17 protein-coding genes and 4 pseudogenes are annotated in these 25,604 nt (G+C 34.2%); 15 read left to right on the forward strand and 6 right to left on the reverse strand.

The genetic code is table 11. The annotated features are described in order from the left end of the window. Positions 1-19: 19 nt before the first annotated feature. The gene (locus tag DPQ31_RS09290; protein WP_087970015.1) at positions 20-1,339 is read left to right on the forward strand and encodes an aromatic amino acid transport family protein; all 1,320 of its coding nucleotides are present in this window, start codon (positions 20-22) and stop codon (positions 1,337-1,339) included. A 71-nt stretch (positions 1,340-1,410) separates the two neighbouring features. Here the strand turns inward: DPQ31_RS09290 and DPQ31_RS29825 are convergent. Further along, a pseudogene (locus DPQ31_RS29825) lies at positions 1,411-1,521 on the reverse strand (IS6 family transposase); the annotation flags it as partial. Between the two features lie 507 nt (positions 1,522-2,028). Between DPQ31_RS29825 and DPQ31_RS09295 the strand changes: the two are divergent. From DPQ31_RS09295 to DPQ31_RS09315, 5 genes and pseudogenes are all read left to right on the forward strand, one after another. Further along, positions 2,029-2,499: pseudogene (locus DPQ31_RS09295) on the forward strand (ATP-binding protein); the annotation flags it as partial. A gap of 457 nt (positions 2,500-2,956) precedes the next feature. Further along, positions 2,957-3,292: pseudogene (locus DPQ31_RS29280) on the forward strand (WYL domain-containing protein); the annotation flags it as partial. Positions 3,293-3,727: 435 nt separating this feature from the next. Continuing rightward, complete coding sequence (locus tag DPQ31_RS09305; RefSeq protein ID WP_000026521.1) at positions 3,728-4,387, forward strand: protein kinase family protein; 660 nt, start codon at positions 3,728-3,730, stop codon at positions 4,385-4,387. A 565-nt stretch (positions 4,388-4,952) separates the two neighbouring features. Further along, the gene (locus DPQ31_RS09310; protein ID WP_199631565.1) at positions 4,953-6,485 is read left to right on the forward strand and encodes an alpha/beta hydrolase; all 1,533 of its coding nucleotides are present in this window, start codon (positions 4,953-4,955) and stop codon (positions 6,483-6,485) included. A 1-nt stretch (position 6,486) separates the two neighbouring features. Continuing rightward, positions 6,487-6,639 (forward strand): annotated as a pseudogene (locus DPQ31_RS09315) (IS4 family transposase); the annotation flags it as partial. 329 nt (positions 6,640-6,968) lie between these two features. On the opposite strand, the gene DPQ31_RS09320 reads toward DPQ31_RS09315, so the two are convergent. From DPQ31_RS09320 to DPQ31_RS09330, 3 genes are all read right to left on the reverse strand, one after another. Then, complete coding sequence (locus DPQ31_RS09320) at positions 6,969-8,756, reverse strand: helix-turn-helix transcriptional regulator (protein ID WP_208731816.1); 1,788 nt, start codon at positions 8,754-8,756, stop codon at positions 6,969-6,971. Positions 8,757-8,869: 113 nt separating this feature from the next. Continuing rightward, positions 8,870-9,448, reverse strand: coding sequence for a sensor domain-containing protein (locus DPQ31_RS09325; protein ID WP_208731817.1), 579 nt, complete (start codon positions 9,446-9,448; stop codon positions 8,870-8,872). A 203-nt stretch (positions 9,449-9,651) separates the two neighbouring features. Then, positions 9,652-10,974, reverse strand: coding sequence for an erythromycin esterase family protein (locus DPQ31_RS09330; protein WP_395935006.1), 1,323 nt, complete (start codon positions 10,972-10,974; stop codon positions 9,652-9,654). Positions 10,975-11,355: 381 nt separating this feature from the next. Between DPQ31_RS09330 and DPQ31_RS09335 the strand changes: the two genes are divergently transcribed. Beyond that, positions 11,356-12,240, forward strand: a complete 885-nt coding sequence (locus DPQ31_RS09335; RefSeq protein ID WP_000600477.1) for a CPBP family intramembrane glutamic endopeptidase — start codon at positions 11,356-11,358, stop codon at positions 12,238-12,240. A 528-nt stretch (positions 12,241-12,768) separates the two neighbouring features. Further along, positions 12,769-14,913 (forward strand): DNA topoisomerase III, encoded by a 2,145-nt coding sequence (topB, locus tag DPQ31_RS09340; protein WP_208731819.1) that lies wholly within the window; start codon positions 12,769-12,771, stop codon positions 14,911-14,913. A gap of 437 nt (positions 14,914-15,350) precedes the next feature. Here topB and DPQ31_RS09345 read toward each other — a convergent pair whose 3' ends face one another. Beyond that, positions 15,351-16,019 carry a YczE/YyaS/YitT family protein gene (locus DPQ31_RS09345; RefSeq protein ID WP_087970020.1) on the reverse strand — a complete coding sequence of 223 codons (669 nt, stop codon included), beginning with the start codon at positions 16,017-16,019 and terminating at the stop codon, positions 15,351-15,353. Positions 16,020-16,157: 138 nt separating this feature from the next. Between DPQ31_RS09345 and DPQ31_RS09350 the strand changes: the two genes are divergently transcribed. Together DPQ31_RS09350 and DPQ31_RS09355 are read left to right on the forward strand one after the other, a co-directional pair. Next, positions 16,158-17,033 (forward strand): LysR family transcriptional regulator, encoded by an 876-nt coding sequence (locus tag DPQ31_RS09350; protein ID WP_087970021.1) that lies wholly within the window; start codon positions 16,158-16,160, stop codon positions 17,031-17,033. Between the two features lie 334 nt (positions 17,034-17,367). Next, complete coding sequence (locus tag DPQ31_RS09355) at positions 17,368-18,615, forward strand: DUF4153 domain-containing protein (protein WP_087970022.1); 1,248 nt, start codon at positions 17,368-17,370, stop codon at positions 18,613-18,615. Positions 18,616-18,743: 128 nt separating this feature from the next. Here the strand turns inward: DPQ31_RS09355 and DPQ31_RS09360 are convergent, their stop codons facing one another. Beyond that, positions 18,744-19,709: an arsenic resistance protein gene (locus DPQ31_RS09360; protein WP_199631563.1), complete on the reverse strand. Its 966-nt coding sequence runs from the start codon at positions 19,707-19,709 to the stop codon at positions 18,744-18,746. A 282-nt stretch (positions 19,710-19,991) separates the two neighbouring features. On the opposite strand from DPQ31_RS09360, the gene DPQ31_RS09365 reads away from it, so the two are divergent. The 5 genes from DPQ31_RS09365 (at position 19,992) to DPQ31_RS09385 (ending at position 25,489) form a co-directional block, all read left to right on the forward strand. Then, positions 19,992-20,684, forward strand: a complete 693-nt coding sequence (locus DPQ31_RS09365; protein WP_000522498.1) for an FMN-dependent NADH-azoreductase — start codon at positions 19,992-19,994, stop codon at positions 20,682-20,684. A gap of 238 nt (positions 20,685-20,922) precedes the next feature. Then, positions 20,923-22,281, forward strand: a complete 1,359-nt coding sequence (gene brnQ / locus DPQ31_RS09370; protein WP_087970024.1) for a branched-chain amino acid transport system II carrier protein — start codon at positions 20,923-20,925, stop codon at positions 22,279-22,281. Between the two features lie 84 nt (positions 22,282-22,365). Then, positions 22,366-22,785: a VOC family protein gene (locus tag DPQ31_RS09375; RefSeq protein ID WP_000750859.1), complete on the forward strand. Its 420-nt coding sequence runs from the start codon at positions 22,366-22,368 to the stop codon at positions 22,783-22,785. 399 nt (positions 22,786-23,184) lie between these two features. Further along, positions 23,185-24,834, forward strand: a complete 1,650-nt coding sequence (locus tag DPQ31_RS09380) for a copper resistance CopC/CopD family protein (protein ID WP_208731820.1) — start codon at positions 23,185-23,187, stop codon at positions 24,832-24,834. A 34-nt stretch (positions 24,835-24,868) separates the two neighbouring features. Further along, on the forward strand, positions 24,869-25,489 hold the full coding sequence (locus DPQ31_RS09385; RefSeq protein ID WP_070173026.1) for a YcnI family copper-binding membrane protein: 621 nt from the start codon (positions 24,869-24,871) through the stop codon (positions 25,487-25,489). Positions 25,490-25,604: the final 115 nt, after the last annotated feature.

Consider the following 25,604-nt stretch of genomic DNA (forward strand, 5'->3'; position numbering starts at 1 on the left):
CACAAGGAGGAAGTATTATATGAATGGGAATACTGCAAAAAACATAGAATTTCAAGCTGATAATACTGCAGTAAAAAATGATAAATATCCAGATCCTAAAAAATGGAATAAGCAGGATACTACCTGGGCATTGAGCCTTTTTGGAACAGCAATTGGAGCAGGAGTACTCTTTTTACCTATTAATGCAGGTTCAGGTGGTTTATTATCATTACTACTAATTACCATACTAGCATACCCTGTAATGTATTACTCACATAGGGCGCTTGCTAAAATGATTTACGCTTCTAATTCTGCTGATGAGGGGATAACAGGGACAATAAGAGAGTATTTCGGAAATAAGGCAAGTATTATTTTTAACATAGTATATTTTGTTTCAATTTATACGATCGTGCTGATGTATTCGGTTGCACTTACAAATACTGCAAGTAGTTTTATCGTGCATCAATTGCATATGCCAGAACCTCCAAGGGCCATTTTATCGCTTGTATTAGTACTTGGTCTTATCGCTATACTAAATTTTGGTCAAGATATCACTGTGAAAATAATGAGCATGCTAGTATATCCTTTCATAGCTTCTTTACTTTTTATCGCAATATCTTTGATTCCACAGTGGAATACGTCAATGCTTAGTTTTTCAAATGTTTCTACTGCTTCAACAGGAACAGGATATTTTGGAACGATATTGATGATTCTACCAATCATCGTATTCTCGTTTAATCATTCTCCAATGATTTCATCATTTGTTATGAAACAAAGAGCTACCTATGGAATAGAAGCTACTAATGCCAAGTGTGCTCAAATACAAAAAGTTTGTTATATTATGACATTCTCTGTTGTTATGTTCTTTGTTTGGAGCAGTACCTTAAGTTTGACTCCAAATGATCTCATGATGGCAAAAGAACAGAACTTATCAATCTTGTCATATCTTGCTAATGAGCTTAATTCGCCTGTAATTACTATTGCAGCTCCTATCATTGCTTTTACGGCCATAACAAAGTCTTTCCTTGGACACTATATAGGAGCATATGAAGTAATGCGTGATATGATTATCAAGTCCAGTCAAACACGTGGGAAAGATATAGGAGAAAAAACAGTTAAGACAATCATCCTTACTTTTGTCGTATTAACATGTTGGTATGTTGCTTATGCAAATCCAAGTATTCTTGGACTTATTGATGCTCTTAGCGGTCCGTTAGTAGCCGCTATCTTATGTCTATTACCGATGTATGCGATCTATAAAGTACCGGTACTAGCTAAATACAAAGGGAAAGCGAGCAATGTATTTGTCATTATTATAGGTATCCTTACTGTACTAGCAAGTATTAAATCATTATTCTAATCCACTATTTTGGGTTCTCATGTGAAAATCGTGAGATATGAAAAAAGAAAGATTGCTAGCGGAATCGAATTTTATATTGTGAAATCAAATAGATTATGGTTTTGGACAAATTTCTCACCTTGGAGAGTTTGTCCTTTTTTGATCATATGCTTAACTTCTATTCCAGCAATTACTTTTTTAGCTACTTACACTGATTATAATTCAAGCATATTAGACTGTTGTCCCATACCTATCAAGCTAATATTTTAAAGTATCCCAAAATGAAAAATTCATATCACTACAACAGTTATTTATGAGAATGTAGTGTTTTTTTGTTTTGGGGAACAATCAATTTCTTAAGTTGATATGCATGGGCGGTACCTCTTGTATGTCTTCCTTTATTTTTGGAGTAATTATGACTTTTATTTTAAAGTTTGGCGCCCATTAAAGATTTTTTAATAGAAATGTAGAAATATCCTTTAAAGCGATATAAAACATATAATTATACATACATAGAGGAAACTCATTCAAAATGGAAGAATAGAGAAATAACTGTTGTTATATTTATGGAAATGTTAGAACTAAAGAAAAACACCTTTTATAAAATTATGAAGGAATATGAAGAAGTAAATTAGGGCTTTTCCTATAAAGCGTACGACCAACACTTTAACGAAACGCTAGCAAACCATCCGAATTTAAAATCTGTACGTATCAACCTTGATGATGTAGTAAGAACTGTAATTAGAAGAAATTATAGAGATTTTATTCATAAGAGAATAAAATTAGATATACAGGATATTGATGAGATTGTATATAGTGATGGAAAATGGGTTGAATTTATTATTAATCAAATAATAGGAAATTCTATAAAGTACTCAAATAACAAAGAACAAATGATACGTATATACACAATTAAGAAAACTAACTCAGTAATACTAACTATAGAAGATAATGGAGTAGGGATAATAACTAAAGATATAAATAGAGTTTTTGAAAAAGGATTTACTGGAGAGAATGGAAGGAGATTTAGCAAAAGTACAGGAATGGGTTTGTATCTATGCGAAAAACTGTGCTCAAAATTAGGAATGAAAATTGGCATTGAATCTGAAGTGAATAAAGGAACTAGAGTTACATTAATATTTCCGTTGTCAGGTATGGTAACTTTTGATCCTTGTTTATAAAGAGATGCTGCCATCTTTCCACGAATTTCGTATGAAACTTATAAACAAATTTAAAACGGTATGAAAAGAGTAGAAATTCACTTCATACCGTTTGTATTATTTAGCTATTTAACATATTGGTATATGTAATTGTGAATCGGATGGATGTTAATCTGGATTAGTCATTACTATTTTTGATGTCCACTAATACTTAAAGTAAGATTTGGTTCGGTTGCTACACAGACCTCGTAAGCGAGAAATTGTACACTATATAAAACAGTAAAATAAATATCCGATTCCCTATCGTACAAGGAATTGGATATTTTGCGTCTAAATTGTGTCCAAATGTACAATTTTCTTTTTTTGATATGGGACCCCAAAGAGGCAAAAAGAGGTAGTTCATTAGGCAAATCAAGTTATCCAATTTGTAGGAATAAATCAAAAAAAGGAGTCGTACTTTTGAGAAGAACTCTTCTCTGCCATACTGAATAAAAAGGTAATAGAAATTAATGATTGTCGCTATGGCAACAATTCAAGAATCATTCAACCCTTAAGATTATTAATCACAAATGGAAATTGGTATTGCTTTAGTTGGGATTTAGACAAAAAAGAATTTCGAAATTTCCGTTGTGACTATATTCAATATACAAAGTATGAAGATAAGGAAAGCATTCCTTTTACTGAAGAGACAATTAGTTCGTTATATAGAAAACAATTCAATACACAACGACCTTTTTCTTTTAAAGTTAGTGAGAAAGGGGTTGAACAATTCTATAAACGCATTTACGATAACATGTCTCTTCAAGAAGAATAACAAAACAAATACATTATTGTGACTTTTGGAGAAAAGGAGATGGATTTTCTGGTTCAGTATTTTTTGTCTTTCGATAAAGAAATTAAAATCATTTCTCCGGAAATGCTACGCTCCAAATATAAGGAATATTTAAAAGAAATACTGGTAGATTGTTATGAAATAGAAAATAGTTCACCTGCAAATTAGCAGGTTAAAATCGGTTTAAATAACATTCCTGATTTAATTTCAATTAGGTTTTTGATGCAATTTTAAACTAGCCCACTGTTATAAAGTTAATATTTATGGTGTCCCCAGAACGAAAAATTATTGTCTTTTATCGCAATAGGATTTATTTTTATTACAAGTTAGGACAAAATCTCGTTCTGGAGTAGTTGTATTTTCTTAGCTTAATAGCGATGGGGTGGGACCCCTTTTAGCAAAAACGGAGTGGAAATGATGAGTATAAATAGTTTTGTGGGATTGATAAAGGACGAATTATTAAAAGAGGTAAGCATAAGAAGTGAGGATGAATTCGAGCCTGTAGTAGTTAAAGATATTCCTAGACTTTGGAAGTGTTTAGGGACAGGTAATTATGCCGCGGTATTTATGCACAAAGAACACAAAGGTTGGGTAGTGAAAGTTTATGCTCGAAAAGGAGAAGGAATTGAAAAAGAGTCAGAAGTATACCGAAGAATCGGAAATCATCCTTCTTATTCGAGGCTTATATATAAAGGAGAAAATTTCATAGTATTGAAACGTTTAAAAGAAATTACCTTATACGATGCTATTCATAAGGGGATTAAAATTCCTAAGCAGGTAATCCTCGATATCAATGAAGCTTTAGAGTATGCAAGAGAACAAGGATTAACTCCTTGTGATGTTCACGGGAAAAATGTGATGATGGAAAACGGAAGGGGATATGTAGTCGATGTATCTGATTTCTTAAAAACAAAAGAAGATAGTAAGTGGAGAGATCTAGAAAAGGCATATTTTACATTTTACTTGCCTTTCATTTATAAATTGCCTCTCCCTGTTAAAATACCGTATTTCATGTTAAACATTGTGAGACGTTCATATAGAAAATATAAGAAGCTTAAAAAGAAGTTCAAATTGTAAAAGGACCACATACTTATCTTTAGGTTAGATAAGCGAACCACTAGTAAACAAAAGGAATGTACATTTTAAATCAGTAGTCAACGGTGCATAAAATGGGGGGACTGTAAAATCTTAGCTTAATAGGTATGTGGCGATATCCCTTATATAGAAATTATACATTAAAAAACCTTATAGATAATGCGCATTGCGAATAGAATGACTGATACTTTTTACGAGAGAGCACTTACTGAGAGGTGCTCTCTTTTTATTAGTCAAATAACAAGAAAAATGAAATCCAAAAGAACATTTCTACTGAGATTTTATATGCACTGTTCTTGGATGCTAGTTTACCTGTATACCTTTGGTCGGCTACATGTGATTCAGCTTGGTCCTTCCATGCCACTCAAAAATCCAGTCAAAAAAAGAGGGAGAAGGCATTTTTTATTGAAGTTTGTTTATAGTAGCTTTTTAATCTGTTAGGGGGGATCGTAAAGTAGACTATTAATCTCTTTGATAATTTTAATTTTTCTTATAGTACAGGGCAAGCTGTATAAAAAATTTAATTTCGAAAGGAGAATCAATAAATATGAGCACGAAAAGAAGGATAGGGAATAGGTTATTACTTGTTAGTGCAATTTGTACAATAGCTATTCCTTCAGTTTCATATGCAGAGGAAGTAATTTCACCTGAAAATTTTGTGAATGATTCAAGTTTGTATGAGGGACGGAATACGGATGTATTAAAATCAAGCTTATATCCTGGTACATATAAAAATCCGTTCAATCACCAATTTATTTCGACATTAAAGGAAACAAACAACAATATAAAAAAAATAGACAATACTGAAAGTGAAAATCCTGTTATAGCTACTACCCTTTCATTTATCCGTTATATGGATACAGAAGACTATAAATCTGCAATTGATTTAACTTCTCGATCATTACAGAAAGTAATATCCGAAGAATGGCTGAAGAGTTATTGGAAGGGACTCCCTGCGCAATTACAAGCAGGTTCTTTTATGGAGATTGGAGGGGTAACACAAAAAGAGACAAATTCTGTTCATACAAATGTAGAGATTAAATTAGTTTTTGAACAATTTACAGTACCTTTATTAATTAAGCTAGATCCATCTGGAAAAATAGATGATTTTCAACTTAGTATGTCGTTTAGTCCAGTTGCAGAGCGTCCGTCATATAGTAAGCCTGAATCCTTTGTTGATAAAGAAGTAGTGGTTGGAAGTGGTGCGTTTCCATTACCAGGAACATTGTCTGTTCCGAAGGGGAAGGGTCCTTTCCCAGCGGTTATTCTTGTTCAAGGATCTGGAGCAACCGATCAGGATGAAACAGCGTTTGCTTTAAAACCATTTCGCGATTTAGCTGAAGGTCTTGCATCGAAAGGAATTGCTGTCCTTCGCTATAATAAACGAACTTATGAACATGGATTGAAAACACAATCCAGTCCTTTTTATACAGTGGATAAAGAGACAACAGATGATGCTCTTCTTGTGACTCATTTTCTTAAAAATGAACCTCTGATAGATAAGAATCAAATTTATATTCTTGGTCATAGTCAAGGTGGAATGATGCTTCCGAAAATGATTGAAAAAGACCAAAATCAAAATATTGCTGGGGCGATTGTGATGGGAGGACCAGCCCGTACGATTCAAGATGTTGTTTTAGATCAATTTGAGTATCTTTTTTCTATTGGAGCAATGAAACCGGATGAATATAAATTTTACAAATCGCAATTTGAATTATTAAATGATCCCAACTTCTCTAGTCAGAATCCTCCAAAAGGTTTTTATTTAGGATCAGCAGTATTTTGGGATTCTATTCGTAAAGTTAAAGCAGCAGAAATGTCAAAAGAACAAAAGACACCGCTTCTAATTATTCAAGGAGAAAGAGACTATCAAGTTCAATCAAAAATCGAAATTCCTCTATGGAAAGAACAATTAAAAGAACGAGATAACGTTGATTATCGACTATATCCAAAGTTAAATCACTTCTTTACAGAAGGAGATGGAGAATTAAGTAAACCGGATGAATATTATAGTCCTGCCAATATCCCTGAGTATGTAATAAATGATATTGCTACTTGGGTGCAAGGAAGATCGAAATAAAATTAGCACCCTTCTTTGTGCCTCCGCCATGTTTCAAATACGCCAATTACTCCTCCAAAAGAAGAAACGAGAATGAAGCGAATATAAAGTGATTTATATCATAAAAGATTACTTTCTACTTATCTATTATTCTTTACAAAAAGAAGCCAAAGAATGAACAAAGATATTATTTCGTCTCTTCAATTTCTTACATAAAAACAGATAAAGATCTTTAATAGGTATGAGAAGTATTGTTTGGCTTCTGGTGAAAAGATGTGAAACAAGTTTCGATATAGTAATAAAAAAGATGCTTAATTTTGATATAGAATATAATAGCCTTACTGCATATTGAATGTAGTAAGGCTATTTAAAGATTTAAAAACAGGATAAACGTATTCAAAATTGCCTACCAAAAATGATGGGAAATTAAATATATAGTCTTATTTCTTACTGCATCTTGTAACTACAGCTTAGTTAGCTCTAAAGAAATAACAAACCGTTTTCTCATTCGATAATTCCAATTTCCAGAGCCTTCTGGACAGCTTCTTCCTTGTTACGTACTCCTAACTTTGTGTAAGCCGAGGAAGCATAGTTTCTGACCGTACCATTCGATAAATATAGCCTTGAAGCTATCGTATTGTATCGAAGTCCTTTTGCTACTAGCTGCAATATTTCTATCTCTCTGGCTGTTAGTTCATAAGCAGTTGCTTTTGACTGTGGTGTCTCGTTTTGCTCATCAAACTGCTCAAATATTTTGTGAGACATCCCCTGATCAATCAGCGTCCCACCGCCATGAATAAGTCGGATCGTATTAGCTAGCTCTAACGTTTCAATGGATTTAAGTAAAAAACCATCCGCACCGTTACGAAGCGAGTCTAACGCCTGTTTCGTATCCTGAAACGTTGTAAAAATCAATACGCGGATATGTGGCCATTGTTGCTTAATTTTTTTTGTCGCTTCGACTCCATCCATTTGCTGCATATCTAAATCCATGAGTACAACGTGAGGTTGAAGGCGCCCACACAAGTCGATGGCTTGATCGCCATCTTCAGCCAAACCGACTACATTTATATCTTCATACCTGTCGAGTAGTGTACTCAAACTTTCCCGAACAAATGGCTGGTCGTCGACAATTAATAAACGAATAAGTCCATCTTTTATTTCAGTTTGTCGCGGTATGGTACATGTAACAAGCATTCCTTCCTCTGGCTTTGTATATACAGACAATTGACCTTGCAAATTCATTGCCCGCTCTTTCATCGTATTCATACCGAAGCCTTCCTGCCATTCTACATTTCCCTTTCCATTATCTTGCACTTCTAATCTCGTATATTGTTGTTCAAACTGCAATGAAACTATTATTTCAGTCCCTTGACCATGACGTACCGCATTCGTAAGGGACTCTTGTAAACAACGAATGAATGCTATCTTCGCTTGTCGAGACAGTTGATATTCCTCTCCGAATGTTCGGAAGCTTACATCCACCTGAGCGTGCTCCTGAAATTCAGCTCCAAGATCTTGTAGAGATTGAATCAAGGAAGGCGATTGACACTGAGGATCCATTTGATGTAGGTAACCTCTCACGTCTTCGATGCTTTTACGTCCCATTTCAAGCAGGGAATCTAGCCTCTGTACACCCATTTCGGTAGCAAGATCGGTTCGCAACGTTTCCATCCCCATAATAATGGAAGTATAGGCGTGGCCTACTGTATCATGTAGCTCACTAGAGAGCCTGTTTCGTTCTTCGGCCAGTGTAATGCGTTCGATCTGAGACATATATTGCTCAAGTACCGCGTTTTGTTTACGAATTACTTCATTTTGTTTATGATTGATGATTAATAAATGGAAAGCGAATCCCATTACATAAGCGAATCCGTAGTAGGTGACCATAATCCAATAGCTATTACTTGGCGCAACTGCATAGAAAATCCCGGTTATTACAAAAACTGTTGTTGGAGCTGTCCAATAATAGGACAAATGCTTACTATTTGCTGCGATAAGAAACACCGATATAAGAAAAATATTGTAAGCTTCTGGAAATAAAGAGGTTAAATATATACATAGTCCACCATATAGCAATATTTCTGTGAATAAGTAATATTTGTAATTGAACAGCAAGGCTACCCATGGAATAGAGAAGGCAATAATTTCCCAAAGAATAATAATCCAAAGTGGTAATGTTAAACCATCCTGAAAATTTAATGTTGCTAGGATGGTAGACACACTAACAAGTAGACGGATTCCTAACATAATCCAATCATACCAAAACCAATATTTAACCATATCAAACAATTCATTTACCCCCTAAGTAGCCTTCTTTCTCATTTCCTATATTATAGAATAATCCTTCTTGCATTGTTATATTTTTAAGTTTAAACTGCCTACTATTCGTAGACTACAAACTTCTATCGATTTAGTTGCTGAATCATACTGCGTGTATAACCTCCAAATTTTTTCGTTAAACCATCTACCATTTTAATACTTATGGCGGTAAACACTATACCCATAAACATTATAAGGAGTGACTTTGGAAAAGTATCTATCTGTATGAAAATAATATTCATATCGATGTATCGATACAATAGTGGTGTTAACAGGAACATAAGTGGCATTACATAAAAAATGATTGCACTAATGAGACTGAAAATGCCAATCACAAATTTCTGCATTAACCAAAAGACAGCAGACCAAGTGCGGCGATCCGTAAGTCCTAATTTCACTTGAGCCCAGTCCGATGTATCCGTTGTTACACTTCTATTGTAAGAGTCTGTCGAAATATCAGTATAAATTTTCGTTTGTATGCGCTCGAATTGGATAAAAGTTGTGGTAGTTTGTAGTACGCGTATAATTAATGGAATCCCAACTACCGTAAATGAAAGGGTGAAACTGAATAGCAGAGCTATTAAGTAAAAACAAAAATAAAACAAACCTGTAATGAAAGTTAGTAATAAAAAATAACCATTCTGGATGAATCTTGATCTCATAAAGTGCATCGCTCCTATCTATGTAATAACCGGATCATACTGCTTTTTTTGTCAAACTCACTAGTGTAAAAATGTCATATGACATTTTTACATGATGATAAAAAGGGGATTAGCCTATTCTTAGTTAAAAACAAGGTTATTTTATTAATCATCTACAAAATAATCCCGTTCTTGGATCAGCAAGAAGGGATTGTTTTGTACTTTTATTTAATATGAGATGGACTTGTTTTTCGGATATGAAAAATAATATCGAATTGCTCAAGCAATGAAGTATCAAAGTATAACGAACCGTCTGGGAGGAGTTGTCCCCCTATACTTAGTAATGGCCTTTTTGCTCTAACCCATTTCTCTGCGTGTCCTTTAAGGTGACGGTTATCCAATAAAAACATTTTATATGGTACTTTTCCGAGGGTGTAATTGAAACTTTTTACATTTTGTGGAATAGTAGATGTTGCAATCTTACCTCCGGTGGAAGGATTATATTCGCTGTATAAAGTGAAATTTCCCTCCGTAGTTGTACTACCAATTGTGACATAATTATTGTCTAAACGTTCCTTCAAAAACTGCCCCGCAGCATCAGGGTATAATTTCTCATCGATAATTCCTTTAGCCATATGAATATTGTGTGCCCATACCATAGTTTTACCACCGAATGTCTCTTGTGCCCACATTGCATGATCGGCCAAGTATTGCTCGTGTAGCTTTATTACATTTGGGTAGTCATTAGAAAGCAGCATTGTGGTAAATTTCTCTATTGCATTCGCTGTTGCTTTTACCCAGATGTACTCGGATGAACCTACATCTTTGTTTGTCTGTTCCTTCTCATCTTTTAGTAATTGGGCTACTTTCTCAGCGTTTGCCTTGAACTTTGCTTTCATTTCAGGAGCAAGATTCATATATTCCTGTATACCTCCAGTGAAAGAAGAAAGATCTTTATAGTTTTCTTCTACTTCTGCCCGCAAATCTGGTCGATGCTGCTTTACATAATCAATTACTTTATTAAAGACACTTTGGTCCATTGTTTTTAAGTCAAGTCCGATAAATTGGATTTTCTTTTTATTGGATGGATCAGCATTATAATCTTTCATCCACTCAATCATGGCAATAATTTCATCAGTAGGATATAACAATTTCAAAAACTCCCTAGGGTTTCCTTTTCCTGTTTGTATATATTCATTTAACTTTAATCCGTTTCCCCAATCTTCTTCCATTGTGAAATTTGTAAAACCCATCTCAGTAACCAAATATTTCACAAGTCGAAACTTCATAGTGAAAATTTCAGAGCTTCCATGAGTATTCTCTCCTAATCCTACATATTGTGCGCTCCCAATCATTTTCTTAAGTGGTTTTAAATCCTCAAATGGTTTTGACGGTTCTATCGTTTTTAATGGATGCGCCTGTGATTGTATTGATTTAACGATATTTTTTTGGATTGATTGAGCTGAATCTTCAACTGCAACTGTTTGTGCTTTTCCTACTTCTCCACCTCCTGCGACTAATATAGCTGTACTAACCATTGCAACCATTCCACAATACCTCTTTTTTTTATTCATTTTTTTCACCTCAATTGAATTATTTTCAAAAGCAATATTGATTCATGTACTTGCACGAATCAATTGCCGTAATTCAATTTTTATTTATTCCGTATCATATTTTCTAGTTACATATTGTCACAAGATTATTTGACACAGGTCATAGGTTAAACATTACAGTTTCGTACTATCGGTTATGACAACTTATGAAGAATAATTACATGATTGAATCGTAAGTAAGGCTAGATTATGAATTTAAGAGGGGGAGATTGATTAATCAATATGAAAAAACATCTTCATTCTGTGTTGTATTTCTCGAAATGACAGGAAGTTGATTAGATAAACAAATTAATAAAAGGGGAAGGACGGATTACAATGATATTACATGCAAAATCATTCCACAATATGGATAAAGTCCAACGTGCTAAAAAAGGACTGCAACTGTTTTTAAGTATTTTGTTCATTACTTCTATTCTTTTAAATGTAGTAATAATGATTACGAAAAGCATGCCGCTAATTGTGGTATATATGTTTACTCCTGCAATTTCTTCTATTCTAACTCGTATCATACTGCGAGAAGGCTTTAAAGATGTATCTTTTAGTCTAGATAACTTAAAGATATGGAAGGGGATTGCTTTGGCCCTGATAATACCTATGATAATATGTGGAATTACATATTCGATTGCCTGGTTTAGCGGATTTGCGAGGTTTCAGCTCCCACAAGGTGGTATGCTAGAACCTATCTACAATATACTTGGACTTCAGTATCTACCGATACCATTACGTTTCATTTTTATAGTAGTATTGAGCGGAATTTTAGGAAGCTTGCTTAACTTAATCCCGGTTATGGGAGAAGAGATGGGTTGGCGGGGTTATATGCTCACAAGGCTAGTCGATGCGGAATTTTCACGTCCAATCCTTATTAGTGGATTAATATGGGCAACATGGCATGTCCCAATTGTTATTGCTGGTCTATATGTAGAGGGAACATCTGTCTTTCTCTCTGTACTTGGCATCTATTTTTGTATTGTACCATTCAGTTATATTACAGCTTATTTACGACTTATCACAGGTAGTGTTTGGCCGTCGGTTATCATCCACACCACTTGGAATGCTATTATTCAAGGGCCTTTTGCACGTGCAACTACAGGTTATCAATTAGAGATTTGGATTGGAGAATCTGGCTTGATAACCGCTCTTATTATTTCGATTACTGCAATAATTGTGTATCGGATCATAAGGTTTACTAAACGTGTATAACTTTGAAATAAAAGTATGATATTTAAAAAATGTAATTTTGTTACTTTTAATTGAGCATTCACAGCATGGGATAGATTAGGAGAGTCCTCAACCCATATTTTAAAATCTTGAGTAAATGAATCCGTCTCGCTCCAAACATAATTATGTTTGGAGCGAGACGGATTCTTATATGAGAACTAATCGTAATATCAAATCACATTTTTTTACTTCAAGGACATATAGAAAAGAGAAGATATCTCATCTTTTGAAATGTAGTAGCTAATTTAGATGTGAATAGATTTAGAATTATTTATAAAATCATGAAATCTAGAAATACCAATTACAATGTTACGAAAGACGAATTAAGAGAGGATACTTGGATAATGCAACTCTCCCTATTGTGAAGCAATAAAGAAAAAGCGTATAATATTATAGTTATCCCATTTTTGGGAGCGACCCGCGAATGATAAATAAGATTGTTGTTTTATCATCGCTTCTAAACATATATACAATGAAAGTAACACTGGAATACAGATAGGGAGTTATACAATGAAATTAATTATTGCCGAGAAACCAGATCAAGGTTTGGCTCTTGTTTCACAGTTTAAATATCGCCGAAAAGATGGATATTTAGAAGTAGAAGCAAATGAGTTATTTCCAAATGGAGCGTACTGTACATGGGCAATTGGTCATTTGACGCAGTTATGTAATCCAGAACATTATCATGCAGAGTGGAAAAAATGGTCACTTAATACGTTACCGATGATTCCAGAACGTTTTCAATTTGAAGTAACAAAGTCAAAGTATAAGCAATTTAATGTAGTGAAACAGCTGTTACATAATCCGGGGGTAACAGAAATTATTCACGCAGGCGATGCTGGGCGCGAAGGGGAATTAATTGTACGAAACATTATTAATCTTTGTAACGTGCAAAAGCCGATGAAACGTCTTTGGATTTCATCTTTAACAAAGCAAGCCATTTATCAAGGGTTTAAAAACTTACTAGATGAAGCAGATACGATTAATACGTATTACGAAGCATATACAAGATCTTGCGCCGACTGGGTTGTTGGTATGAATGCATCGCGTGTTTTTAGCATTTTGCTAAAGAAAAAGGGAATGAATGATGTGTTTTCCGCCGGACGTGTACAAACACCGACACTCGCATTAATCGTAAAGCGTGAGAAAGAAATTGAAGACTTTAAGTCAGAGCCGTTTTGGGAAGTGTTCGCAACCTTTAATATTGAAGGGAAGAAATATGATGGGAAATGGGAGAAGGATAATGAATCCCGCTTAAAAGACCCTGATATGGCGAATAAAATTGCGGCTTTTTGTCAAGGGAAACCGGCAGAAGTGAAGGAAATGAAAACGGAGCGTAAAGAGTTTCAGCCGCCGCTTTTATTTAATTTATCAGCACTGCAAGCGACAGCAAATAAAGCTTTTAAATTTTCGCCGAAAAAGACGCTTGATATAACGCAAGCACTATATCAAAAAGGGATAGTTTCTTATCCACGTTCGGATTCTAACTATGTTACACAAGGAGAAGCAGCGACGTTCCCTGATATTTTACAGAAATTAAGTCAGTTTGATGAATATAAAGGTTTATTACCGGCTCCGGTTGAATCGATTATGAACAATAAGCGTTATGTGAATGAAAAGAAAGTTACAGATCACTACGCAATTATTCCGACAGAACAAGTTACCAATCCAAGCAAACTATCAGGCGATGAAAAGAAAATTTACGATATGATCGTAAGAAGACTTATTGCGGCGCATTATGAAGTAGCAATCTTTGACTACACAACAATTACAACTCTTGTAGACGAACGTGCTGCGTTCATTTCGAAAGGAAAACAGCAAATACAAGAAGGTTGGCGTAAAGTTATTTTCCAAGACGATAAAGATGACGAAACGATTCTTCCAATTGTAGCTGAAGGTGACCAAGGAAAAGTTGTAAAGGTGAAAGTGAAAGAAGGAAAAACACAGCCACCGAAGCGTTATACAGAGGGACAACTCATTACGTTAATGAAAACGGCAGGTAAGTATTTAGAGAATGAAGAGCTGGAGAAAGTATTAAAGAAAACAGAAGGTTTAGGTACGGAAGCGACTCGTGCCGGCATCATTACGATGCTGAAAGACCGTAAATATATAGATGTGCAGAAAAACCAAGTGTATGCGACTGATAAGGGAAAAGTATTAATTACAGCAATCGGCGACAAAATACTAGCTTCACCGGAAATGACTGCAAAATGGGAACAACGTCTTGCAGAAATCGGAGAAGGTATCGCTTCACCAGCTACATTTATGGAACAAACGAAAAAGCTATCAGCTAAAATTATTGAAGATGCGGTAGAAATGTCGGAGAAATGGGATTTCACTGGATTACATGTTGAATCGATTGAGCGAAAAGGATCGAAATTTACGACAGGTAAAAAGGTTGGAAGTTGTAAAAAATGCGATGGTGATGTAATTGATAAATCTACGTTTTACGGTTGTTCCAATTACAATACAACACAATGTGACTTTACCATCTCGAAGAAAATATTAAGTAAAACAATTTCGCAAAAGAATATGACAAAGCTCTTAAAAGGTGAGAAGACCGATTTAATTAAAGGCTTTAAAAAGGGCGAGAAAACGTTTGATGCGAAGTTAGAGTGGAAAGATAATAAGATTAATTTTGTGTTTGAGAATTAAGTAGTTTCAACAAGTGACAAAGCTCTTTCCCCAGTAAAATGTTCTGTATTCGATTTGAAAATATAGATAGAAAAGAAAAAGCATGACAATTTTATGTCATGCTTTTTTATTTTATATTTACAGGGTTTTGTATACTAGCACTAAAATTTATTTGAAATAATTGTTTGAAAAGGTGGTATGAAATAGTGTTAAGTAGCAATAAAGTCTTTTAAAATATAAAAAAGTTTAAAGATTCTTCTTTAACTAAACGGCAGTTTAGTTTTAATACAATATTTGTTTTATCATTTACCCAAAGTGATAGAAGGTCAAAGAAAAGGCAGTAATAAAGAAGTGCCATTCCTAATGTGGACTGGCACTTGGTAAGGTGCAAAATTCATTATTTGATTTCGGTTGAGGAATTTGATTCATCTATTTTTCCTGTACTTTATTATGATTCCTTAGGCAGCCTTTTCTGTTTTAAATACCCATTGTTGGAGAGGTGGTTGATAATACGGTATCATCCACCCTAAAATTTTGCCGATAAAATAGGCGGCAATTAGTGTGCCGATTCCGATTGAGCCTAATGATTGAATGAAAATTATACAGATTGCACCAGCCACACAAATATTTATTAAATCGCTCAAAATCTTTGCTTTACCGAATTTTAAATTAAATTTTTCACTAATTGCATAAGTTAATGCATCATACGGCATTAATGGTAGTTTCGCTGTTGTATAGCCCATTAAACCGACCGCTATAACAAATAAACTAACAATCAAATATACACTTCGAGCAAGGAGAGTTTCAGGTGCAGGGAAAAGTTGGACAAGGAAGAGCGTTGCATCCATGAAAAAACCAAATAAAAACGAAATAATGAATTGACTCACAAATTCATTTAACTCCATTCGTTTACTTAATATTACTTGAATAATAATGTATAAAACATTTGCAAGCGCCATTGTCACACCAATCGATAAACCAATCGTTAGCGTACTTGCATATGCTAATGATGACACAGGCGATACACCAAATCCTGCTTGAATCGACATGCTAATGCCAATCGACATAAAAAACAACCCGAGCACGTATAAGAAGATGCGCTTCAAGGTTCTGTTCCAATGATTCATAGTATCTCTCACTTTCTAGTTAATATTATTAATATAAAGACTATAGCTATAGAATTAAATATAACGCCAAATTCGACATATGAAAAATATATATATGATAAACTAATCATATCAAAAAACATATGATGGAGAGATACAATGGATTTCAGGCAATTATATTACTTTAAAGAAATTGTGAAGCAAGGAAGCATTTCTAAAGCAGCAGAAGTGCTCCATATCGCGCAGCCCCCGCTTAGCCAATTATTAAAAAAGCTTGAAACTGATCTTGGCACAACTTTAATTCATCGATATCGTCAAAAATGGGAGCTTACAGCAACAGGTGAAATACTATACCAATATGCCAATCAAATGTTAATGCAAATTCAAGATGTAAAGCAGCAAATTCAAGAAATTGAACAAGGTATAGGCGGAACAGTAAATATCGGTGTATCGTCTACATGTTCGAATATGCTCATTGACTATGTTAGTACGTTTAGAACACAATACCCTAATGTCAAAATAAAAATAGTAACTGGAAATTCAGAAGAATTATTAAAAAAACTAGAACAAAGAGAAATTGATGTTGCCTTACTTTTACGATTGGGCAATAGTGAACAATATGAGATGAAAATATTAAAAAAACAACCAACCGCTGTGATTATTCCATCAAGTTGGGCAACATCGTTTTCATCACAGCATGTGACGATTGAACAGATTGCCCAGTTCCCATTCATTATGCTAGGAGCAATGGAAGGACTCTCCTTCAATGAAGACCTTTTCAAGGTGTTTGATAAACATCAAGTCAAGCCAAATTTCATTATCGAGTGTAAAGATATAAGGATGGTTGTAGCACTTGTTAGTAGAGGACTAGGATTATCCGTTATTCCAAGAATGGATTACACATCATCATTTTTAGAACATACAACGCTTTTTGAATTGAAACAATTTGATTTTCATTTAGAACCTGTAATAGTAAAATTAAAAAATCAAAGAATTTCCAAAGTAGCATCTCAATTTTGGGAAATGGTTGATTAGGAGATATGAACAAAGCAAAAATAGCCTTCAATCAAGTAATAAAGACATCTTACGAAAAATTGAGCCGGGATAAAAAGTTCTTTACTTGAGGAAGTTTCAAAACTGACTGTAGCTTACACCGATGTTTATAAAAAGTTATAGAGCATTTCTTTGAATGAGGAATGCTTTTTGTTTTTGCTTGGAATAAAAATATACAACAAAAATATTATCTTAAATAATAAAAATTTATTGTAAAACGATAAAATTTATATTAAAATCAAAATCAGAATAAAAAAGCGAGTTGCTTTTTATGGAAAAGGTAACAACGTTGTTTTTTATTAGAGGAGGTAAAACTATGAACAGTCACAATTTGATTATTGAAAATATGGATAACCCTCATGAGTTGGAGAGAATGTATAGAAAAGACCCGAAAGCTTTTAAAAAGTCATTCTCACAAGCATGGGAACAAAATCCGAATTCTCAGGTTCTGGGTATTTGGTATGAAAGATTACATTTCAAGGAGAAGGGAAATACAAGAAAGCCCTCCTTGATTCAAAAGGGTTTCTTATTCATGGGCATGTTAGCTATTCTAGCCGGATTAAGCACCAGAATCATTTTCCACTTTGTCGAACAGGAAGCAATTGCTCCGATTAATCTGGCTTTTGGTATAATCCCCTTTATTGCTGCCTATTTTGTCTACAATAATACTCCGAAAAAAAGTATTATTTATTCCCTTGCAGCGTTGTTCCTAATTTCTGGGCTTTATCTTAATATGCTGCCATTAAATGATAAAGACAGTATTATCCTTGCTTATTTACACCTTCCTATATTCTTATGGGTATTGGTAGGGATTGCGTTTACAGGAAATGAATATTCAAAAGGCAGTACAAGGTTAGCTTATATTAAATTTAATTTGGAATATAGTATTCTTTACGCCAGTATGGCAGTTAGCGGAATGATACTAGCAGTATTCACCATGCGGTTATTTAGTTTTGTTGACTTGGATATAGGAGAGTTCTATTTTAGTAATGTTGTTTTATTTGGTGCTGCCGCTCTCGCTATTGTGGCTGCATACTTAGTATCAATGAATCTTAAGTTTGCTAAAAATATTACCCCCTATATAGCTAAAATTTTTAGTCCGCTTGTCCTGATCACCTTGTTGATCTATCTTATAACGGTTATATGGGTTGGGAAAAATCCATTTTTGGACCGCAATTTCTTGATGGTCTTCAACGGAATACTTCTTGTTGTATTGGCTGTTACTATATTTTCCATTGTTGAGAGCGACTCAGATGAGAAAAAGAACATTTCAGATTATATAAATTTTGTCTTAATTGTTCTTGCGCTTATTATTGACAGTGTGGCTTTGTCAGCTATCGTGTTCAGACTTTCTTCCTATGGTATTACGCCTAATAGACTCGCTGTTTTAGGAGTAAATATACTGATTTGGGCAAATCTAATTTGGATTATGCTCTCTTATATGCGTTTTCTACAAAATAAATCCGGACCTTTACCTATCCAAGATGCCGTTACGAAGTATTTGCCAATCTACGGACTTTGGTCAGCGTTCGTTATATTTACTTTTCCTATCATTTTTAATTAAAGAGGATCTGTTAATGTAACGAAAAGTCAATCTTATATAACGTATAAAATTTTTAGAGCCGATAATTCAATTTTGCATGTATATAATTTCTCGACAATAAAAAACGTCCCAAAGTGGGACGCTTTTTATTATGCGTATTGCCGTTTTTTCTTAATAAGTAACAACACTTGTGAAACAAAAGCAAGTACTGGTAACTCAATTAACGGTCCAATAACGAGTGCAAGTGCGATAAGAGGCTCGTCTGGAAAAGCAGTCACAGCAATAGCGAGCGCAACAGGCGAGTTTCTTGCTAATGTTGTTAAGCTTAAACTTACTGTATCTTTATAAGATAAATGCAGGATACGCCCGATAAATTGTCCTAGTAAAAAATTAATGATGAAGAACAATAGAACAGGAATGAGTAATAATAACACAACATTCATATTTTGAAGTAAATATTTACCTTGTGATGCAAACATCGCTACAATTGCTAAACTTAAAAATACAATTTGAGCAGAGCTGAAAAACGGAATGATTTTATTCTCGAGTGTTTCAGCTTTTTTCATTTTATTCATAATGAATTTTGTAGCATGTGCAAGTAAAAATGGTAAGACGATAACGATTACGATACTTTCTATTAGAATAGAAGCCGCTACAGTCTTCATTACACCGGCAAATAAAAATAAATAAACGGGTAGCAATAATACTTGTAAAATTAAATTTACAGGCAAAATCGCTGTGGAAAGCGCTACGTTTCCTTTCGCTATTTCAGTGAATATTAAGTACCAATCTGTACATGGAGTAACCATTAACATTATAAACCCAACCCAAAGTGCTGGGTGATCTGAAAGAAATAATGCACCTAATCCCCAGGCGAGGAAAGGCGTCCATAAAAAATTAATGGTAAGGCTTGTTCCGGCAAATTTTAAATTGCGAAATCCGTTTTTAATCTCTTTCAATGGGATGCTGAGGAATAATCCATATAGCATGAAAAATAAGAAGGGGACAATAAATTTGTCTGAATACATATGTATGATATTAAATTGTCCGAGTACAATGCCGCATGTAACAGCAAATAGAATAATAAAAGTTTGAATCTTTTCTATAGTGCTCATGAATAAATCCTTTCTAAATATGAATTTCCCTCTCTAAGTTAATTATACAAGTAATAAAGTAGTATTTGGTGTTTTATTATTATTTTCAATTCGAGACTTTATTTTTTGTTAAAAGTTACTTGACTAAAGTAAGTGACTATATTACAATCACTTACATAAGGTAATTAAATAACAAAAAGTTATAGATTCCTGAAATGAAGGTCTCTATTGGAACTTTTTCTTAGAATAAGAATTTTTATGATGATGAATAATGAATATGAAAAGAAAGATTAGGTGAAGAAAATGGGACTATTTAGCTCATTATTTGGTAAAAAAGAAGAAATTACGAAAGTAGAGGAGAATAAAACAATGTCAAAAGTATTATTTGTAAAAGCAAACGATCGTCCAGCGGAGCAAGCAATTAGTTCAAAAATGTATGAAACATTTGTAAGTACTTATAAAGAAGCGAACCCAAATACAGAAATTACAGAGTTAGATTTATTTGCATTAGATCTTCCTTATTACGGAAATATCGCAATTTCAGGTGGATATAAACGCAGTCAAGGAATGGAGTTAACAGCTGAAGAAGAGAAGGCTGTAGCAACAGTAGATCAATATTTAAATCAGTTTTTAGAAGCTGATAAAGTTGTATTTGCGTTCCCATTATGGAACTTCACAGTACCCGCACCATTAATCACGTATATTTCATACCTTTCTCAAGCTGGAAAAACGTTTAAATATACAGCAAATGGTCCGGAAGGTTTAGCTGGTGATAAGAAAGTAGTTGTACTAGGTGCTCGTGGTTCAGATTATTCTTCAGAGCAAATGGCTCCCATGGAAATGGCGGTTAATTATGTAACAACTGTACTTGGATTCTGGGGAATTACAAATCCAGAAACAGTGGTAATTGAAGGACACAATCAATATCCAGATCGCTCACAACAAATTGTTGAAGAAGGTTTAGAAAACGTTAAAAAAGTAGCTGCGAAATTTTAATTACTGATAGTAAATGGAAAAACCAACATGGATGACCATGTTGGTTTTTTAGTCTATATTCTATGTTAAAAAATGTATATTCATAAAATAAAAGAAAAGTTTGAAAATAGTATTGCAAAATATTATATAGCGAATTATAATGAGTTCAAGAATAGTTGATACTTAAATTAAATATTCAGAAAATTCAATTAGTTAAAATTGGAAAATGAGATAAGGAAATTTGAATGGGGGTTATATTATGGCGAATAAAGTACCGTTTTCGTTCATAGTAGTTATTGGATTAATGTTATTTGCACTATTTTTTGGAGCCGGAAATTTAATTTTCCCAGCTATGCTAGGTCAATCGGCAGGAGAGAATGTATGGATTGCTAACGCTGGATTTTTAGTAACAGGTGTTGGATTACCATTACTAGGTGTACTAGCATTTGGTTTTTCGGGTAAAGATGATTTACAGTCATTAGCAAGTCGTGCTCACCCAGTATTCGGGATTGTGTTTACAACAGTTTTATACTTAGCAATCGGTCCGTTATTTGCAATACCAAGAACGGGTAATGTTTCTTATGAAATTGGTCTTAAGCCTTTTATGCCAGAAGGATTAGGTTCTACACCTTTAATTCTTTTCACAATTATATTCTTTAGCATCACTTGTTTTTTTTCGCTAAATCCTGCGAAAATTGTCGATATTGTTGGAAAAATATTAACGCCAATTAAATTGACATTCATCGGTATTTTAGTAATCGTTGCTTTTATTCATCCAATTGGAGATATGCAAGCACCAGTGGAAGGGTATACATCACATGCATTCTTTAAAGGATTCCAAGAAGGATACTTAACAATGGACACGCTTGCATCATTCGTATTCGGAATCATCATCATTAATGCAATTAAAGAAAAAGGTGCGAAAACGAAAACACAGATTATGGTCGTTTGTGCAAAAGCGACAATCATTGCAGCATCTATTTTAGCAATTATTTATACAGCACTTTCTTATATGGGAGCTTCAAGTGTTGCGAAGCTTGGACATTTAGAGAACGGCGGAGAAGTATTAGCGAAAGTTTCTAATTACTATTTCGGATCATATGGTGGAGTATTATTAGGATTAATGATTACAGTTGCTTGTTTGACAACTAGTGTGGGACTTGTATCAGCATGTTCTTCATTCTTCCATAAGTTATTCCCAAATATTCCTTATAAAGCAATTGCAATTACGCTATGTGTATTTAGTGCAATTGTTGCAAACGTAGGATTAACACAATTAATCGCAGTTTCTGTTCCAGTATTAACAGCAATTTATCCACTAGCAATCGTATTGATTTTCTTAACATTCTTCCATTCATTATTCAAAGGAAGAGCTGAAGTTTATCAAGTGAGCTTAATCGTAACATTTATCATCAGCTTATTCGATGGATTAAGTGCAGCTGGAGTTAACATTGAAGTAGTAAGCCAAGTGTTCACTAAATTCCTTCCGATGCAGGAAGTAGGATTAGGCTGGATCTTCCCAGCGATTATCGGTGGATTTATCGGATATGGCATTAGCGTTTTAAAAGTGAAAAACCAAGTTCAACCAGCAACTAGAGCGGATAAGAAAATAGGTTAAATAAAAAAAGTTATAGAACTTGTTTCTATAGCTTTTTTTGTTACTATTAATAATGAGAAAAAATAAAGTAGTAGGGGAAATAAAATGAAAAAAACAATTGATCATATCGGAATCGCAGTTCGTGATATAGATAGTACGATACGTTTTTATGAACAGGTTCTATCAGGGAAATTAATAGATCGTTACGTAAGTGAAGCACCAGGTGTGGAAAGTGAAGTTGCTATTATAGAAGTGGATGGAGATAGAATTGAACTACTTGCACCGACGAATAATACGACGTCGCCAATAGCACGCTTTATAAAACAAAAAGGGAAAGGTGTTCACCACGTTGCGTATCGTGTCGATGATTTAGATGTGGCTTTAGAAGAATTAAAAGAACAAGGTATTCGAACATTAGAGCATACACTTCGAATGAATAAACATGGTAGACGATTAATTTACCTGAACCCAGCGGATACAGAAGGAACGATTATTGAGTATTGTGATTATCCGGAAGAGAAATAGAAGAAGGATATTTTTTAAAAGGTGTTACGTTATTACGTAACACCTTTTAATTTATCTCGCTATTTGTAGGAGTCTTACTGCCCGTAAAAGCTCTATTGGTGAGGGCTAATTAAAGTTTCACTTTATGTATTTCACATTTTCTTCACAAATGATTCACGAGAACTTTTCTTCTTAAGGAACTTACATAAATATATTTTATGATATAATTACAATCGACTTTAAAAATATAAGTTGTTTTAATTAGGGTAGTTACTATTATATTAGTAGTTTAAAGGCGGGGAGAAAGTAAGTATTATATAGCATGGAAATTTATACTTAATCAGGTTAATATTTCGTCAGAAAATCAAACTAGGAAGTATAAAGTAATGAAAGTGTAGCGATGAAGAAGAAAGAAGTGAAATGAGTGTGAAAGTAATGAGAAGGTTAGGGGCATGGCTAGTAATAGCATGTGTGCTTATTATATTGATACCAAAAAGCGCGTCTGCTCATGCATATGTTGTGAAATCAAATCCTGTTGAAAATGAAACGTTGAAGAAAGCACCAACTGTCGTGAAAATCGAATTTGATGAGGATATACAAGTTTCACATTTTAATACATTGTTTGTAAGAGATACCTCAGGTAAAAGAGTAGATTTAAAGGATGCTCATATTGATAAAAGAAACAAAAAACTATTAGAGGCAGGGGTAAAAGAGAATCTTAAAGACGGTCTCTATTCTATTCAATGGAAAGCTATTTCAGCTGATGGACATCCAATTCAAGGAGTTATTCCGTTCCAGATTGGGTTAGCCGAAGCGGGAGCAGATGATGTACAAGTAGAAGAGATGGGGTATGTCCCGCAAATCGATATGATTATGGAACGCGGGGTTCTATATACAAGTTTCTCACTATTTTTAGGAGTTCTATTCTTTAATCTTATTATATATAAAGGGGATGCAATAGAAGTTCACTCAAGGAGTAAGAGAATAATATGGATATCATTAATAGGTATATTCATTAGCTTACTATGCAATCTACCGTTGCAAGCGAAAATAAATGCTGATGTTTCGTGGTTAGAAGCATTTGATCCACTATTATTAAAAGAAACATTGCAACTATCTGTTTTTGGTTATGTATGGATCACTCAAATGGCTCTTATTAGTGTGCTTATCATTGTTACTTATTTTGCGTTGAAGCGTGAGAAACTTTCATCGTTTAAAGTATGGAGCATTCCAATATTACTTTTTATTGGGTTACTCGTTATGAAAGCCTTTAATAGTCACGCATTTGGTTTGAAGTTTAAAGACATTGCTGTCGTTATGGACTTTCTACATTTATTCGCAGCTTCGTTATGGGTTGGCGGTCTATCATCGATTATTCTTCTTTTACGTAAAGAGGATGACAAGTGGACGAAGTATTGGGATGCAATTAAGCGTTTTTCACCATGGGCAACAGGTGCTGTCATAGTCATTGTATTAACGGGTCTTTTTAACAGTACATTTTTTATTCCCACGATTCATTCCCTATTTGATACGAAGTATGGATTAGCATTATTAGCAAAGATACTTTTATTCGTTTTCATGGGGATATTGGGAATTATTCATTATGTGAAAGGGAAAATGCGAACCCGACAAGGATTAGGCGCTACGCTGAAAGTAGAGTTGATCATTGGAATTATCGTTTTCATAATCGTAGCTTTTATGACAAACGTACAAACACCGCCGATGCCTCCTACTGGACCTTTTACAGAGAGTAAACAATTAGATAATGGATATGAACTTACTTTACATGTAAGCCCTAATAAGGTAGGACAGAATACATTTCATATTACTTTGAAGGATGAGAATGGAAAGCCTGTTACTAATATGGAACAAATTGTATTGACGACTCAATCGTTAGATATGAATATGGGTAAAGGTTCATTTAAAGTTTCAGCAATTTCACCGGGAGAATATGAAGCGGAAGGTATGTATATTAACATGACAGGAAATTGGAATATACAAGTTCATGGGTTAACAAAATCTCTTGATAGCTTCGATACGGATTATAAATTTATTGTAGGTGGCAGATAAAGAGAAGGTATAGATAAAAAGGAGCTAATAGAAAATGAAACGTATAAAAAAATTAGGAACAACAATGATCGCAACAATAATTGCAATGGGAATTTTTTCGTTACCTGTAAGTGCGCACGTCACTGTGAAGCCAGCAACTTCGGATGTTAACTCTTGGGAGACTTACACGATAAAAGTACCAGTTGAAAAGAATGTAGCAACGACAAAAGTTACATTGAAAATACCGTCCGGCGTTGAGTTTCAACAGTATGAACCAGTGCCAGGGTGGAAAGTGGAAGAGCAAAAAGATAATGCTGGAAAAGTGAAAACTGTAGTATGGGAAGCAACAGGAGAAGGGATTTTATCTGGTCAGTTCCAACGATTTACTTTCGTCGCTAAAAACCCAGATAAAGAACAAAAGATAGCCTGGGATGCGTATCAACAATATAAAGACGGAGAAATTGTTGAATGGACAGGCGATGAGAAAGCTGAAAAACCGCATTCAGTTACTACAATTGCAAAAGGTACGTCCTTAACTGGAGAACATGGAGAAGTATCTAGTGTGGTAAAAAATGAAGGTACAAGTAATATGCAAGCAATAGCAATTGTGTTATCAGTTTTAGCGATTGTATCTTCGGTAGGTACGTTTGTTTTTGTAGTACGTCGTAAAAAGTAAGGTATAAGAAAGAGCCTACAAATAGTAGGCTCTTTTTCCAGAGTGTTGGGAAACCCTTTAGGGTTCCCAACATTCTGCAATCCTTTTTAATTTTAGTAAATGAAAACAATATAAA

This window comes from Bacillus sp. COPE52, assembly GCF_003355115.1.
Taxonomy (GTDB): domain Bacteria; phylum Bacillota; class Bacilli; order Bacillales; family Bacillaceae_G; genus Bacillus_A; species Bacillus_A toyonensis.